This is a genomic window from Devosia sp. J2-20, assembly GCF_055808475.1.
Genome location: NZ_CM147870.1, coordinates 30,773 through 44,281 on the forward strand (window position 1 = coordinate 30,773; position 13,509 = coordinate 44,281).

Here is a 13,509-nt window from a genome sequence, read left to right on the forward strand (position 1 = left end):
ATGACTTTGATCGCTAAGTCTGGGCGCACGCGCTTCTCCCGGCGCGCCAAACCCATCGCTGATCCGTCGTTCCCCGAAAAGAGGCCTGCCGCCATGTTCGAGGCCATTACCCGCCTGTTCAACAAACCCGAAGCACGCGACAGCCATGATCCCAAGCTGTCGGTGGCGGCGCTTTTGGTACATCTGGCGGCTGTTGATGGGCAGATGAGTGACGCCGAGCGTGTCATCATCAAAGGCGCCCTGATGGACCACTATGATCTCGACGAGGGCAATGTCGAACAATTGGTCAAGGAAGCGGCGCTGCGCGATGCCGAGGCGGTGGATTTCTACAAGTTCACCTCGACACTATCGTCGCTGGAGCTGGAAGATCGCCTCGAAATCATCCGCATGATGTGGACCGTGGTGTTTGCCGACAGCAAGAACCACGAGCTGGAAGACAATATGGTCTGGCGCGTGGCCGAGCTGATCGGCGTCTCCAGCCGCGACCGCACCATTCTGCGCCAGCAGATCGGCAAGGCCGAACAGGCCTGATCGCCTGCCCCCAAAACAAAACAGCCCCCGGATCGCTCCGGAGGCTGCATGAAACTCAGCGCATGGTCCCTGCTTAAGCAGCCTTGCGCTCGACCATCATCTTCTTGATTTCGGCGATGGCCTTGGCCGGGTTGAGCCCCTTGGGGCAGACCTTGGCACAGTTCATGATGGTGTGGCAGCGATAGAGCTTGAAGGGGTCTTCAAGGTCATCGAGGCGTTCGCTCGTGGTCTCGTCGCGGCTGTCGATGAGCCAGCGATAGGCCTGCAGCAGGGCGGCGGGGCCGAGATATTTGTCGCCATTCCACCAGTAGGACGGGCACGATGTCGAGCAGCAGGCGCACAGAATGCACTCATAGAGCCCGTCCAGCTTGGCGCGCTGTGGCACCGTCTGGGTCCATTCCTTGTCCGGGGTGGGCGAGGTGGTCTTGAGCCAGGGTTCGATGGCGCGGTGCTGGGCGTAAAAGGTGCTCAGGTCGGGCACCAGATCCTTGACCACGGGCATATGGGGCAGCGGATAGATCTTGATGGGGCCCGAGCTGTCATCCATGCCCTTGGTACAGGCCAGGGTGTTGAGCCCGTTGATGTTCATCGAGCAGGAGCCACAAATGCCTTCGCGGCAGGAGCGGCGCAGGGTCAGCGTGGCGTCGACCTTGTTCTTGATCCAGAGCAGGCCATCGAGAATCATCGGGCCGCAATCGTCGAGATCGACGAAATAGGTGTCGATGCGCGGATTGGCGCCGCTGTCGGGGTCATAGCGATAGATATGGTACTCGCGCAGCCGCTTGGCATTGGCTGGCTTGGGCCAAGTCTTGCCTTTGGTGGGCCGGTCGGCCTTGGGGAGCATCAGTTCGACCATGGTGCGGTCTTCCTTCTTAACGCACGCTGTTCAACACAGCGGGAAACTCTAGTAGTCCGGCTTGCAGACCTGATTGGATTTGGCGACGTAGGTATTGTAGGCCACGAAGTCGCTCGAGGCCGGGGTGCCGCCCTTCATCGAGGCGATCACCACCCCCATGAAGCGTTCGTCGATCAGCGTCATGGCCGCCTCGGCCTTGCAGCTGCACAATGCTTGATTCTGCGCGATGCCCATGCAGACCGAATAGAACTCGTCCTGCTGGGCCTTGGTTGGTGATGCGGCCAAAGCGGGTGCGCTCAGCAGGCCCAGCAGGGCCAGAACGGCTATCGGTTTCATCGCAATTCCTTCCGGATCATCATCTTGAGGCCCGACCAGGTCTGGTCGACAGCGCAAACCTTGACGTCCACCAGCCCGAGCGGCAGCAGCACGTCGCGGATCACGTCTTCGGTGATGTCAGTGGCGACCTTGGCGGCCTTTTTGGGCCAGCTCACCCAGAGCATGCCATTGCGGGCCATCAGGTCCATCAGACGCTGGGCCAGATCCTCGAGCACGGCGCGGGCGGTGGTGAACAGGTGAATGACATCATAGCCGGGGGTGGCCCCGTCCAGATCGCTGGCAGCACGCTGGCTGACCTCGCCGAAGTCACGCACCGTCAGCAGGTTGGTGGCGGCATCAGGCAGGTCGATGAACAGCACGCGCTGCCCATCTTTCAGCCCCAGCTTCTGCGCCAGGGGTGTGCCCGAATATCCGGCCGCGTGGGTCATCAGTAAACGCGTGCCTTTGGTGCGATCTTCTTGAGGTCGATGCCGCCTTCGCTTTCGGGGGTCAGCGGATCGAGATGGACCGGGCGGTAGTCGAGCTTGACGGCGCCGGTCTCGATATCGATGCGGGCCAGCGTGTGCTTGCGCCAGTTGACGTCATCGCGGCTGGGGAAGTCTTCATGGGCGTGGGCGCCACGGCTTTCCTGGCGGGCTTCAGCCGAGACAACGGTGGTCATGGCGTTGGCCATCAGGTTCTCAAGTTCGAGAGTCTCGACCAGGTCCGAATTCCAGACCAGCGAGCGGTCGGTGACGGCGATGTCCTTGAGCTGACCGTAGATTTCGCTCATCGCCTTAACGCCGGAGGCCAGGGTATCGGCGGTGCGGAACACGGCAGCGTCGCGCTGCATGGTGTTCTGCATGGCGTCGCGAATGGCGGCGGTCGGCTTGGATCCCGAAGCGTTGCGCAGGCGATCAAAGCGGGCCAGGATCTTGTCGTCCTGGGCCTTGTTGATGGCCGGGATCGGTGAGGCGCGATCAATCACCTTGCCGGCGCGGATGGCGGCGGCACGGCCGAACACCACAAGGTCGGTCAGCGAGTTCGAGCCGAGGCGATTGGCGCCATGTACCGAGGCGCAGGCGGCTTCGCCCACGGCCATCAGGCCGGGCACGACGGCATCGGGATTGTCCGCAGTGGGGTTGAGCACTTCGCCATGATAATTGGCGGGGATGCCGCCCATATTGTAGTGCACCGTGGGAATGACCGGGATCGGCTCGCGGGTCAGATCGACACCGGCAAAGATCTTGGCGCTTTCGGTAATGCCGGGCAGGCGCACGGCCAGCACCTTGGGATCGAGGTGATCAAGGTGCAGATAGATATGGTCCTTCTTGGGACCAACGCCGCGGCCTTCGCGGATTTCGAGCGTCATGCAGCGCGATACCACGTCGCGCGATGCCAGATCCTTGGCATTGGGCGCATAGCGCTCCATGAACCGTTCGCCTTCGGAATTGGTCAGATAGCCGCCTTCGCCGCGGGCGCCTTCGGTGATCAGCACACCCGCGCCATAAATGCCGGTGGGGTGGAACTGCACGAATTCCATGTCCTGCAGCGGCAGGCCGGCGCGCGCGACCATGCCATTGCCGTCGCCGGTGCAGGTATGGGCCGAGGTGGCCGAGAAATAGGAGCGACCATAACCGCCCGTGGCCAGCACGGTGGTCTTGGCGCGGAAGCGATGCAGGGTGCCGTCATCGAGCTTCCAGGCAATCACGCCTTCGCAGGCGCCATTGTCACCCATGATCAGGTCGAGCGCGAAATATTCGATATAGAATTCGGCATTGTGGCGCAGGCTCTGGCCATAAAGCGTGTGCAGAATGGCGTGGCCGGTGCGGTCGGCAGCGGCGCAGGTGCGCTGCACTGGTGGACCATCACCGAACTCGGTCATGTGACCGCCAAAGGGGCGCTGATAGATCTTGCCATCATCGGTGCGCGAAAACGGCACGCCGTAATGCTCAAGCTCATAAATGGCCGCAGGAGCCTCGCGCGCCAGATATTCCATGGCGTCATTGTCGCCCAGCCAGTCCGACCCCTTGACGGTGTCGTACATGTGCCATTTCCAGCTATCGGGGCCCATGTTCTGCAGCGAGGCGGCAATGCCGCCCTGGGCTGCCACGGTGTGGCTGCGGGTGGGGAAGACCTTGGTGATGCAGGCGGTGCGCAGGCCCTGTTCGGCCATGCCCAGCGTTGCGCGGAGGCCCGCGCCGCCGGCGCCCACCACCACCACGTCGAATTCGTGGTCGATGAGTTCGTATTGCGCCATGGTCACTAACCCCAGAAGACGAGCTTGAGAATGGCGGCCAGTCCGGCCACCGCGATAAGAAGAGAAAAGGCCGTGTTCAGGCTCATCAGCAGACGGTAGGTGGCGCCGTGGAAATAGTCTTCCAGCGTGTCACGCATGCCGTTGCGCATGTGGATGGCCACAATCACCAGCAGGGCCGCCAGCGGCAGGCCGATCCAGGCATTGCCGATGGTGGCGACCATGTCAGGCCGATCCTGCCCGGCCAGTCGCAGCACGATAAAGGCCAGAAAGCCGACGAACACGATATTGATCGCGCCGCTTACCCGCTGGGTGATGAAGTGGCGGGTCGAGGCTTTGGCATTGCCGTATTTGGTCTTGGGATCGGCGATGACGGCGTCAGAAATACGGTCGGTCATATCAGGCCACCCACACAAAAACGGTCCAGACCAGCAGGGTCAGGACAATCGAGCCAACCAGATTGGCCCAGGCCAGGGTTTCGCGCTGGCCCGGTTCCATGCCGATGATGAAATCCCAGATGAAGTGGCGGATGCCGCCCAGCATGTGGTGCAGAATGGCCCAGGTGTAGCCAAAAAGCACAAGCTGGCCGAACCAGCTGCCAAACAGGTCATTGACCGGGTTGAGCGCTTCCTGGCTGATCGCGGCAGCACCGAGCCAGAGCACCAGCAGCGCGGTGCCGGCATAAAGGGCAATGCCGGTGGCGCGGTGGGCGATCGACATCGCCATGGTGATGGTCCAGCGATAGATCTGGAGATGGGGAGAAAGTGGGCGGGATCGAACCGTCATGGGGCCTCGCTGGCGGTTAGGAAACACCGCTGCAGTTTGGAATGGTTCGAGACTTCTAGCGCCCAAAGGTTACAAAATCAAAGCGGTTAACCCAAAACGGCCTGCAACTTTTGGCGGTAAGCGCACTTTGTTCGTATAGCGCACGCGATGTGCGCGGTGTGGACAGGCATGGGTTCGATTGGTGGGGTGCCAAATAGGCTTGGTTATCCATCGACTACTATCGCCATCGTCAATCCAGACGAGAACGAGGCCCCGCCAAGAGTAAGCTCTGCGTTGGAACTTAACATAGATTTTTTACCAGTTTGTGGGAGATTTTCATCCAGGAGCGCGAGCTCAATTCAATCGGAATCACACAAAATGGCCCTCCCTTTCTCCACGCAGGCAATACGATCAAGCGTGGCCACCAAGATCCTGTTGTCGACGGCTGCGGTGGTCGTTGTCTGCTTTGCCGTCCTGTCGGTTTATAATGATACCCGCAACAGCGCGGCTACCGAGGCCAATGTCCTGGCGGATATGACCGGCACCGGTGCATTGACGGCTCAGGCCGTGGGCAACTGGTTTGAGGGCCGGACGCTGCTGGTGGAATCTGCCAATGAATCGGTGGCCAGTGTGCCAACCGGGGGCGCGGTGGCCCAGGCGTTCAATCGACAGGCGCTGGTCAGCAACTTCATCAACACCTATTTCGGCGCCGAGGCGGATGGATCGTTCAGCGCCTATCCGCCGATTGAACTGCCCGCGGGCTACGATCCACGCTCCCGCCCCTGGTACCAGAATGCGGTTGCCGCCAAGGGCACTATTCTGACCGATCCCTATGCCGATGCTTCCTCGGGCGAGTTGACTGTGTCGCTGGCCACCCCGCTGATCAATGGTGGCACAGTGGTGGGCGTCACCGGCGCAGATTTCGGCATTACTGCACTGGTCGAAATGCTGGCCAAGGCTCAACTGGCTGGCAATGGCCATGCCTTCCTGGTCAATGAGGCGGGCACTATTCTTGTGCATCGTGACGGCACGCTGGTCGGTCAATCCCTCACCGACGCTTTCGGTACCGCCCCTGCCATGACCAGTGCGGTGACCGAAGCGACTGAAGCCGACAGTACCCGTCTGGTCAATTTTACCGCGATTCCGGGTCTGCCCAACGTCAAATGGTATGTCGGCCTGTCGCTGGACAAGGCGGTTGTCTATGCCGATCTGTGGTCGGCACGCTGGGTGGCCGTTATCGCCACTGTCCTGGTGGCAGTCTTTGCCGTGGTGCTGATTGGCCTGGTACTCAGCCGCGTGGTGTCCACGCCGCTGACCCGCATGACCGGCAGCATGAAGCGCATTGCCGAAGGCGATTATGATGTCGAGGTCGACTATGCCGAACGCGCCGACGAAATCGGTGCGATGGCCCGCGCCGTGGAGGTGTTCCGCGAGAATGGTCGTCGCATCGCCCATATGACCGAGGCCGAGGCCGCGCGCATTCTGGCCGATCAGGAAAACCGTACTGCGATGATGCAGGATCTGCAGAAATCCTTCGGCACCGTGGTGGACGCTGCGATCGATGGCGATTTCGGCCGTCGCGTCGATACCCAGTTCCCCGATGCCGAGCTGAACGGGCTGGCCAGCAGCGTCAACGCGCTGGTCAATTCGGTCGATTATGGCCTCAAGGAAATCGGCGTGGTTCTGGCCGCCATGGCCCAGGCCGATCTTACCAAGCGCATGACCGGCGAGCATCGCGGGGCGTTTGCCAAGCTGATGACCGACACCAATGCCGTGGGCGACAAGCTGGCCGGTGTGATCGGGCAGTTGCGCGGTACTTCGGGCGCACTCAAGACCGCCACCGCCGAAATCCTCAGCGGTGCCAACGATCTGAGCGAGCGGACCACCAAGCAGGCGGCCACGATTGAGGAAACCTCGGCGACCATGGAGCAGCTCGCGTCCACGGTGCTCGACAATGCCAAGAAGGCCGAAACCGCCAGTACCAAGGCGCTGGAAGTCTCGCGTGCCGCCGAGGACGGTGGCGCGGTGATGACCCAGGCCAATGGCGCCATGGAGAAGATCACCAGCTCCTCGGCCAAGATCTCCAATATTATCGGCATGATCGACGACATCGCCTTTCAGACCAATCTGCTGGCGCTGAACGCGTCGGTGGAAGCGGCCCGGGCGGGCGAAGCCGGCAAGGGCTTTGCCGTGGTGGCGGTGGAAGTTCGCCGTCTGGCGCAGTCCGCCGCTCAGGCGTCCGCAGACGTCAAATTGCTGATCGAACAGAGCGCTGGCGAGGTCTCGGGGGGCTCCAAGCTGGTGGCAGAGGCAGCCAACAAGCTGACCGCAATGCTGGCAGCAGTGCGCGAAAACAACGCGTTGCTGGGGGAATTGCCCAGTCCAGCCGCGAGCAGGCTTCCGCCATCGAGGAGGTCAATATCGCCGTGCGCACCATGGACGAGATGACCCAACACAATGCGGCACTGGTCGAAGAGATCAACGCAGCCATCGAGCAGACTGAATCGCGCGCCAGCGAACTCGACCAGGTGGTGGAGGTCTTCACTCTGGCCGATCGTCCGGCCGCTCGCGCTGCCCGTACAGCGCCGGCTGCCCCAGCACCGTCGCACTCTGGCAATCCGGCGACAGCCAGGGTCTCGCGTGCCTATCTCAGCCAGGGCAATGCTGCGATCGCCACCGAGTGGTCGGAGTTCTAGGCGTCCTTCTGGTTGGCAGAATACGAAAGCCCGCTTCAGCCGAAGCGGGCTTTTTGCTGCCTTGGAAAGCCGGTCACGTCTCGCGGGTATCCCCAAGCTGACGAAGCGGTGTTTCAGCCTGCTCAAGGCTAGCCCTATGCCGTGGAGTGCGGCATAGCTGGGCCAACACAGTCGGAGCCCGCATGTCCAATCACGTCAAGATCAACTCCGTAACCAAGCTGAGCCACAATTGGGGGAAATTCGATAATTACGAGGTGACCCATGGGCGGCGTGATGGTGGCAGCCAGACGGTGATCCGCGAGGTCTATGATCATGGCAGCGCGGCAGCCGTGCTGGCCTATGCGCCGGCCCAAAAGACCGTGCTGCTGACGCGCCAATTCCGCCTGCCGCCCCATCTCAATGGCGATCCGGCCTGGCTGATCGAGGCGCCGGCCGGTCTGCTGGATGACGAAGAACCCGAGATCGCCGCGCAGCGCGAGGCACTGGAGGAAACCGGGTATGCGATCGACAGGCTGGAATTCCTGTTCAACGCCTATATGAGCCCCGGTTCACTGACCGAAAAATGCGCCTGCTTTATCGGCCACTACACGCCCGGCCAGCAAAGCCATGCCGGCGGCGGTCTGGACGATGAGGGCGAGGACATCGAAGTGCTCGAACTGGACTTTGAAAAAGCCATCGCCATGATCGCCAGCGGCGAGATCGCCGATGCCAAGACCATCCTGATGCTGCAGGGCCTGGCCCTGCGCCTGGCCAGGGGCGACAGCGCCTAGACGCGCCTAGTACTCGCTGAGTTTCTTGTCGGGGTCATAGGGCTGATCCTTGGCGGGGCGGGTGACCGCCTGACCGGCGCGCATCTTTTTGTTGTGCGCATCAAAGGCATAGGTGGGGCCGCCATGCAGCTGCCAGCCTTCGGAAAGCGCCTTGGTGACCTTGTGGCAGAAGCTGGCATCGTCCTCGCCAGTCAGAAACCGATAGATAAGCATGCATGCCCCCAATGCACGGGCGTTGCACGCGCCCGATTGATCTTGTCGCCTCTTAGCGCTAATCGAGATTTCATGCACCGTTTTCCTGACTACCTGCTCAAAGGCCACGCCAACTTCATAGCGGGCCGTTATACGCGCGAAAAAGAGCGCTATCGGGATCTGGCAACCATCGGCCAAAGTCCCACCACCATGATCATCGCGTGCTGCGACAGTCGCGCGGCACCTGAAATGATCTTTGACAGTGCGCCGGGCGAATTGTTCGTGCTGCGCAATGTGGCCAATCTCGTGCCGACATATCAGCCCGATGGCGGCCAGCATGGTACCTCGGCTGGCATCGAATTTGCCGTCAAGGGGCTGGGTATCTCCAATATCGTGATCATGGGGCATGGTCGCTGCGGCGGTATTTCGGCAGCGCTCAATCCCGCGCCCAGCCCGCTGCATAGCGGCGACTTCATCGGCAAGTGGATGAGCATGCTGGGCGGGCTGCCTGATCAGGTCGGTCAGAACGATCTGATGACGGCCAGTGAGCGGCAGACGGCGCTTGAGCGCATTTCGATCCGCAATTCGATCAATAATCTGCGCACCTTCCCCTATGTGGCCGAACTTGAAGCCGAGGGCAAAATGGCGGTGCATGGCGCCTGGTTCGATATCTCGTCCGGCGAATTGTGGATCATGGATAGCGAGAGTGGCGACTTCGTGCGTCCCGAGCTGTGATCCCGACCAGTCGATAGACGACACAAACGTGCACAAGGCAGTGCTGTGGCGCGCGCAAAGTTGCGCGCCCAGTGGCTTCACGCGCGCGTGATAGGCGGTGACTTGCCCAATAGTACGTGTTTCCCGGGTGTGTTGCTGCGCGTTGCACTTTGACTGCAAAATACGATTGCGTGATCTTAAGACCAGTTGAGATGTACGGGTAAAAATTACAAGACTAAATCCGTGCCTTATTATTGCTCGAACTGCCCGAAACTTGCCCGATATTTTTCCTGCGGCTGTCTCAATTCCAACTTTTGCCAGCCACAATGGGTGAGCATTGTCTGTGGCACGGGCTGCTTGAGGGCAGCGCGTCGGGGGCCGGATAACCGGTCACCGTTTTTGCCTCAATATTCGGAGCCACCTGCAATGAAAAAGATCGTTCTCTCCACCCTCGTCGTCCTTGGCCTGACCGGCGCTGCCTTTGCCCAGGAAGCCACCGACTTCGTCGCCGTTGATACCGATGCGAGCAACGCAGTGTCGTTCGAAGAAGCACAGGTCGCTTGGCCCGACCTGACCGTGGAAGCCTTTGCTGCTGCCGATACCGACGGCAATGGCGAGCTTTCGGCCGAAGAATACGGCTTGCTGGCCTCGGCTGCCCCCGCCGCCATGTAAGCCGAGCGCCCTTTTGGGCGTTGCGAAGCCACTCCGAGCGATCGGGGTGGCTTTGTCGTTTCCGGGGTCAGAGCAACGGCGTCGCGCGGGCTCTTAGGAGCGTCACCAGCAAGCCGGCGATCACCAGTACCGCCCCGGCGATTTCGATCGGGGTGATGGTTTCGCCCAGCACCAGATAGCCCGAGGCCAGCCCGGTAATGGGCACCAGCAGGGTAAAGGGGGCGACGACAGAGGCGGGGTGCTGGCCCAGCAGCCAGCTCCAGATCGCCATGCCCAGCAGGGTTGCCGGATAGGCCAAAAAGGCGATCAGTCCGGCATCGCCCCAGCTGAAACCGAGCAGGGCGGCTGAAACGGCGCCGGGGCCTTCATTGAGCAGCGATAGCACCAGCAGCGGCAATGGCGCGACCAGCGCGCCCCAGACCGTCAGCGAGACCGGATCGACCTTGCCGGCCTTCTTGATCAGGATATTGGCGCAGCCCCAGCAAAGCGCCGCCATAAGGGTCATGCCCAGCGGCAGCAGGGCGGTGGCACCGAGCCGTTCGGTGCCGATTACCGCGATGCCGGCAAAGGCGATGGCGGCGCCGATGATCTGCACGCGACGCGGCCGTTCCCCGAGCAGAAAAAAGGCCAGCGCCATGGTGAAAAAGGCCTGGGTCTGCAGCACCAGCGAGCTGAGTCCGGCCGACATGCCCCAGGCCATGGACAGGTTCAAAAAGCCATAGAGCCCGACGCCAAAGGCAAAGCCATAGGCGATCACCAGATACCAGGCCACCTTGGGCGGCTTGATGAAGAACACTAGCGGCACGGCAGCAAAGGCAAAGCGCAGCGCGGCGGCCAGCAGCGGTGGCAACGCGGCAACGCTGAGCTTGATGACCACGAAATTGAAGCCCCAGATGGCGACCACCAGCAGGGCCAGGGCGATATGGCGAATGGGCATCAGGCCACCCGCAGCCGCGCCCACAGGCGCGGTCCGAAGACGTTGAGCATCAGGCCGGCAAAGATCAGCAGGCTGCCCAGCATTTCAAGCGGGGTCACCGCTTCACCCAGAAACACAAAGGCCGCCGCAAAGCCGACCACGGGCACCAGCAGGGCAAAGGGCGCCACCATGCCTGCGGGATACTTGCCCAGCAGGATGGCCCAGCCACCATAGCCGAGCAGGGTTGAGCCATAGGCGATGAACAGCACCGAGAAAATTGCCTGCGGGCTGATGAAGGGCAGCGCCAGCAGCGGGCCGGGGCCCTCCAGAATCAGCGAGATGGCCAGCATGGGCAGCGGCGGAATGAGGCTGCCCCAGATCACGAAGGCAAACATGTCGACCTTGCCGGCGCGCTTGGTGACGATATTGGACATGGACCAGAACAGCGAGGCAACCAGCGTCATCAGGAACGGGATCAGCACGGCGCTGCCGATATGCTCGCTGCCAATGGTGGCCAGCCCAATCAGCGCCAGACCGGCGCCGGCAATGCGCAGCGGGGTAGGGCGTTCACCCAGCAGCAGGGCAGCCAGCGCCATGGTGAAGAACACCTGCATCTGCATGACCAGGCTGGCCAGCCCGGCGGGCATGCCCAGACCCACCGCAGAGAACAGGAAGCTGAACTGCAGCACGCCCACGGTCATGCCATAGGCCAGCAGCAGACCCCAGTTGACATTGGGACGGCGGATGAAAAACACGGCGGGCAGGGCGCAGCCGATATAGCGCAAGGCGGTCAGCAGATAGGGGAAACTTCGTCGACGCCCCATTTGATGGTGACGAAGTTCAGGCCCCACAGCGTGACGACGCCCAGGGCGAGCAGCAGATCGCGAAGCGGCATGAAAACCTGCGCAGAAGGAGAATTGGCGTGGCCTTAACATGCTGGTGTTCCCGACGAAACCAGAAAGCGGCGTGACCGGTGCCTGTTGTTGTGGTCACCCCGGCGGGACCGGGGTGACCAAGCGTATGGCCTAGGCGGCGTCGCGGGGCTTGAGGCCCAGCTCGATCAGTGTTTCAGCAATCTGAATGGTATTGAGCGCGGCGCCCTTGCGCAGATTGTCCGAAACAACCCAGATATTGAGGCCGTTTTCGATAGTGGCATCTTCGCGGATGCGGCTGACGAAGGTCTCGTATTCACCCACGCATTCAACCGGGGTGGTGTAGCCACCGGCTTCGCGCTTGTCGACCACGGCAACGCCGGGTGCTTCGCGCAGAATGTCACGCGCTTCATCGGCGCTGATGGGGTTTTCGAATTCGAGATTGATGGCTTCGGAATGGCCGACAAACACGGGCACGCGCACGGCGGTGCAGGTCACCTTGATCTTGGGATCAAGGATCTTCTTGGTCTCGGCCATCACCTTCCACTCTTCCTTGGTCGAGCCGTCTTCCATGAAGACATCGATGTGGGGAATGACGTTGAAAGCGATCTGCTTGGGGAACTTGCCGGGGGTCGCCGTATCGTTGACGAAAATGCCCTTGGTCTGGTTCCAGAGCTCGTCGACGCCTTCCTTGCCCGAGCCGGAAACCGACTGGTAGGTCGAGACGACGACGCGCTTGATCTTGGCAAAGTCGTGCAGGGGCTTGAGCGCCACCACCAGCTGAGCGGTCGAGCAATTGGGGTTGGCAATGATGTTCTTGCGATTGGCATTGGCCAGCCAGGCCTCAAGCGAGGGGCCGTTCACCTCGGGCACGATCAGCGGCACATTGGAATCGTAACGCCAGAAGCTGGAATTATCGATCACGATGCAGCCACTGGCGGCGATGCGCGGGCCCCAGTTCTTGGAAATGTCCGAACCGGCCGACATGATGGCGAAATCGACGCCCTTGAAGTCAAAGTCATCAAGGTTCTTGGCCTTGAGGATCTTGTCACCGTAGGAGATTTCGCGACCAGTCGAACGCGAGGAGGCGAGTGCGATCACCTCGGATGCGGGGAACTTGCGCTCCGCCAGAATATTGAGAACTTCACGGCCCACATTGCCTGTGGCACCGACGACAGCGACGCGATAGCCCATTTTTGGAACTCCAGTCCCTTACCATTTTCGCCCCCGCGCAACCCGGTGGGTTGCGGCCATTCGGATCAGCCTCTCCCCGTCGGGAGACGACCCGGGGAAAAGCGTCAGGCGGTTTTGGTGGTTTTGGTCATGAGCGCAGCGACACCCAAGGCGGTGAGCCGGGTGGTTGCCAGATCAGCAATTTGAAAAACGCTGCGCATCAAGTGACTGCTTGTTTGGAAAAAGCAGGCGAAGTCATACTCCACTGTAGGAATTAGTCAATGGCTGGGCCCCGACAGCGACAGGGGTCACTGAAATCACTGGCCATTGCGCGTACCCGCCATCAGGGCGTACTGCGGCGCCATGCGCCTGTTTATTGTCGACACCCTCGCAACCATCATCTTTTTCACCATCATAGCGACCTTCACAGAGCTGGTCATTGCGGGCATGGCGCCGGGTCAGGTGCTGATCACCCGCGCCATCATGGTGGCGATGATGGCGTTGACAGGGCGGCTGTACGCCGTCTGGCGCGACTGGGTGTTTGCCAGGATGCTGCCACGCCGGCGGATCGGCCGGGCCGTTGTCGATGTCGTGGCCTTCATGGCTTTTCAGATGCCGCTCTACGCGGCAACGCTGGCGCTGGCCGGGGCGGATCCGGGCAAGATCATAACCGCGCTGGGCTCGGCCACGCTGCTCATGCTGACCCTGAGCCGGCCCTTTGGGCTGTTTCTGGAGTGGGTGCGTCGTCTGACCCATGTGGTGGTGCCCGCCCGGCGCTGA

Annotated in this window: 17 protein-coding genes; 7 read left to right on the forward strand and 10 right to left on the reverse strand. The window is 61.5% G+C overall.

The features are described from left to right. Nucleotides 1-6: 6 nt before the first annotated feature. The gene (locus AC0L37_RS00155; RefSeq protein ID WP_269371176.1) at nucleotides 7-531 is read left to right on the forward strand and encodes a tellurite resistance TerB family protein; all 525 of its coding nucleotides are present in this window, start codon (nucleotides 7-9) and stop codon (nucleotides 529-531) included. Between the two features lie 73 nt (nucleotides 532-604). Here AC0L37_RS00155 and AC0L37_RS00160 read toward each other — a convergent pair whose 3' ends face one another. From AC0L37_RS00160 to sdhC, 6 genes are read right to left on the reverse strand one after another with little or no spacing between them, the layout of a single operon-like run. Further along, complete coding sequence (locus AC0L37_RS00160; RefSeq protein ID WP_269371174.1) at nucleotides 605-1,387, reverse strand: succinate dehydrogenase iron-sulfur subunit; 783 nt, start codon at nucleotides 1,385-1,387, stop codon at nucleotides 605-607. Between the two features lie 48 nt (nucleotides 1,388-1,435). After that, nucleotides 1,436-1,723: a hypothetical protein gene (locus tag AC0L37_RS00165; RefSeq protein WP_212659906.1), complete on the reverse strand. Its 288-nt coding sequence runs from the start codon at nucleotides 1,721-1,723 to the stop codon at nucleotides 1,436-1,438. Further along, on the reverse strand, nucleotides 1,720-2,151 hold the full coding sequence (locus tag AC0L37_RS00170; RefSeq protein ID WP_212659905.1) for a DUF3052 domain-containing protein: 432 nt from the start codon (nucleotides 2,149-2,151) through the stop codon (nucleotides 1,720-1,722). The genes AC0L37_RS00165 and AC0L37_RS00170 overlap by 4 nt, the downstream gene beginning before the upstream one ends. Beyond that, a complete protein-coding gene (gene sdhA / locus AC0L37_RS00175) occupies nucleotides 2,151-3,962 on the reverse strand; it encodes a succinate dehydrogenase flavoprotein subunit (RefSeq protein ID WP_212659904.1) in 1,812 nt (603 codons plus the stop codon). The genes AC0L37_RS00170 and sdhA overlap by 1 nt, the downstream gene beginning before the upstream one ends. Nucleotides 3,963-3,967: 5 nt before the next feature. Continuing rightward, nucleotides 3,968-4,357 carry a succinate dehydrogenase, hydrophobic membrane anchor protein gene (sdhD, locus tag AC0L37_RS00180; protein WP_212659903.1) on the reverse strand — a complete coding sequence of 130 codons (390 nt, stop codon included), beginning with the start codon at nucleotides 4,355-4,357 and terminating at the stop codon, nucleotides 3,968-3,970. Nucleotide 4,358: 1 nt separating this feature from the next. Further along, the gene (gene sdhC / locus AC0L37_RS00185; RefSeq protein WP_269371167.1) at nucleotides 4,359-4,745 is read right to left on the reverse strand and encodes a succinate dehydrogenase, cytochrome b556 subunit; all 387 of its coding nucleotides are present in this window, start codon (nucleotides 4,743-4,745) and stop codon (nucleotides 4,359-4,361) included. Nucleotides 4,746-5,141: 396 nt separating this feature from the next. Here sdhC and AC0L37_RS00190 point away from each other — a divergent pair, with 396 nt between their 5' ends. From AC0L37_RS00190 to AC0L37_RS00200, 3 genes are all read left to right on the forward strand, one after another. Next, entirely contained in the window at nucleotides 5,142-7,172 is a 2,031-nt protein-coding gene (locus tag AC0L37_RS00190) for a methyl-accepting chemotaxis protein (RefSeq protein ID WP_282222323.1), read from the forward strand. Continuing rightward, complete coding sequence (locus AC0L37_RS00195; protein WP_282222322.1) at nucleotides 7,151-7,420, forward strand: hypothetical protein; 270 nt, start codon at nucleotides 7,151-7,153, stop codon at nucleotides 7,418-7,420. Before AC0L37_RS00190 ends, AC0L37_RS00195 begins: the two co-directional genes overlap by 22 nt. Before the next feature lie 182 nt (nucleotides 7,421-7,602). Next, nucleotides 7,603-8,190 carry an NUDIX domain-containing protein gene (locus AC0L37_RS00200; RefSeq protein WP_282222321.1) on the forward strand — a complete coding sequence of 196 codons (588 nt, stop codon included), beginning with the start codon at nucleotides 7,603-7,605 and terminating at the stop codon, nucleotides 8,188-8,190. 6 nt (nucleotides 8,191-8,196) lie between these two features. Here AC0L37_RS00200 and AC0L37_RS00205 read toward each other — a convergent pair whose 3' ends face one another. Continuing rightward, complete coding sequence (locus tag AC0L37_RS00205; RefSeq protein ID WP_212659900.1) at nucleotides 8,197-8,403, reverse strand: DUF1737 domain-containing protein; 207 nt, start codon at nucleotides 8,401-8,403, stop codon at nucleotides 8,197-8,199. Between the two features lie 72 nt (nucleotides 8,404-8,475). Between AC0L37_RS00205 and AC0L37_RS00210 the strand changes: the two genes are divergently transcribed. Both AC0L37_RS00210 and AC0L37_RS00215 read left to right on the forward strand, forming a co-directional pair. Continuing rightward, nucleotides 8,476-9,117: a carbonic anhydrase gene (locus tag AC0L37_RS00210; protein WP_212659899.1), complete on the forward strand. Its 642-nt coding sequence runs from the start codon at nucleotides 8,476-8,478 to the stop codon at nucleotides 9,115-9,117. A gap of 405 nt (nucleotides 9,118-9,522) precedes the next feature. Further along, a complete protein-coding gene (locus AC0L37_RS00215; protein ID WP_212659898.1) occupies nucleotides 9,523-9,768 on the forward strand; it encodes an EF-hand domain-containing protein in 246 nt (81 codons plus the stop codon). A 67-nt stretch (nucleotides 9,769-9,835) separates the two neighbouring features. Here the strand turns inward: AC0L37_RS00215 and AC0L37_RS00220 are convergent, their stop codons facing one another. From AC0L37_RS00220 to AC0L37_RS00230, 3 genes are all read right to left on the reverse strand, one after another. After that, nucleotides 9,836-10,705 (reverse strand): EamA family transporter, encoded by an 870-nt coding sequence (locus AC0L37_RS00220; RefSeq protein ID WP_282222320.1) that lies wholly within the window; start codon nucleotides 10,703-10,705, stop codon nucleotides 9,836-9,838. Next, entirely contained in the window at nucleotides 10,705-11,508 is an 804-nt protein-coding gene (locus AC0L37_RS00225) for an EamA family transporter (protein ID WP_282222319.1), read from the reverse strand. Before AC0L37_RS00225 ends, AC0L37_RS00220 begins: the two co-directional genes overlap by 1 nt. 201 nt (nucleotides 11,509-11,709) lie before the next feature. Next, complete coding sequence (locus tag AC0L37_RS00230) at nucleotides 11,710-12,750, reverse strand: aspartate-semialdehyde dehydrogenase (protein ID WP_212659895.1); 1,041 nt, start codon at nucleotides 12,748-12,750, stop codon at nucleotides 11,710-11,712. Between the two features lie 342 nt (nucleotides 12,751-13,092). On the opposite strand from AC0L37_RS00230, the gene alaE reads away from it, so the two are divergent. Further along, complete coding sequence (alaE, locus tag AC0L37_RS00235; protein WP_282222318.1) at nucleotides 13,093-13,509, forward strand: L-alanine exporter AlaE; 417 nt, start codon at nucleotides 13,093-13,095, stop codon at nucleotides 13,507-13,509.

Excerpts from the sequence above, each read along its gene's own strand:
- AC0L37_RS00160 (WP_269371174.1), bottom strand. The coding sequence starts at position 1,387 with ATGGTCGAACTGATGCTCCCCAAGGCCGACCGGCCCACCAAAGGCAAG.
- AC0L37_RS00230 (WP_212659895.1), bottom strand. The coding sequence starts at position 12,750 with ATGGGCTATCGCGTCGCTGTCGTCGGTGCCACAGGCAATGTGGGCCGT.
- AC0L37_RS00200 (WP_282222321.1), top strand. The coding sequence starts at position 7,603 with ATGTCCAATCACGTCAAGATCAACTCCGTAACCAAGCTGAGCCACAAT.
- AC0L37_RS00215 (WP_212659898.1), top strand. The coding sequence starts at position 9,523 with ATGAAAAAGATCGTTCTCTCCACCCTCGTCGTCCTTGGCCTGACCGGC.
- alaE (WP_282222318.1), top strand. The coding sequence starts at position 13,093 with ATGCGCCTGTTTATTGTCGACACCCTCGCAACCATCATCTTTTTCACC.
- AC0L37_RS00170 (WP_212659905.1), bottom strand. The coding sequence starts at position 2,151 with ATGACCCACGCGGCCGGATATTCGGGCACACCCCTGGCGCAGAAGCTG.
- AC0L37_RS00225 (WP_282222319.1), bottom strand. The coding sequence starts at position 11,508 with ATGGGGCGTCGACGAAGTTTCCCCTATCTGCTGACCGCCTTGCGCTAT.
- AC0L37_RS00210 (WP_212659899.1), top strand. The coding sequence starts at position 8,476 with ATGCACCGTTTTCCTGACTACCTGCTCAAAGGCCACGCCAACTTCATA.
- AC0L37_RS00205 (WP_212659900.1), bottom strand. The coding sequence starts at position 8,403 with ATGCTTATCTATCGGTTTCTGACTGGCGAGGACGATGCCAGCTTCTGC.
- sdhC (WP_269371167.1), bottom strand. The coding sequence starts at position 4,745 with ATGACGGTTCGATCCCGCCCACTTTCTCCCCATCTCCAGATCTATCGC.
- sdhD (WP_212659903.1), bottom strand. The coding sequence starts at position 4,357 with ATGACCGACCGTATTTCTGACGCCGTCATCGCCGATCCCAAGACCAAA.
- AC0L37_RS00220 (WP_282222320.1), bottom strand. The coding sequence starts at position 10,705 with ATGCCCATTCGCCATATCGCCCTGGCCCTGCTGGTGGTCGCCATCTGG.
- AC0L37_RS00165 (WP_212659906.1), bottom strand. The coding sequence starts at position 1,723 with ATGAAACCGATAGCCGTTCTGGCCCTGCTGGGCCTGCTGAGCGCACCC.
- sdhA (WP_212659904.1), bottom strand. The coding sequence starts at position 3,962 with ATGGCGCAATACGAACTCATCGACCACGAATTCGACGTGGTGGTGGTG.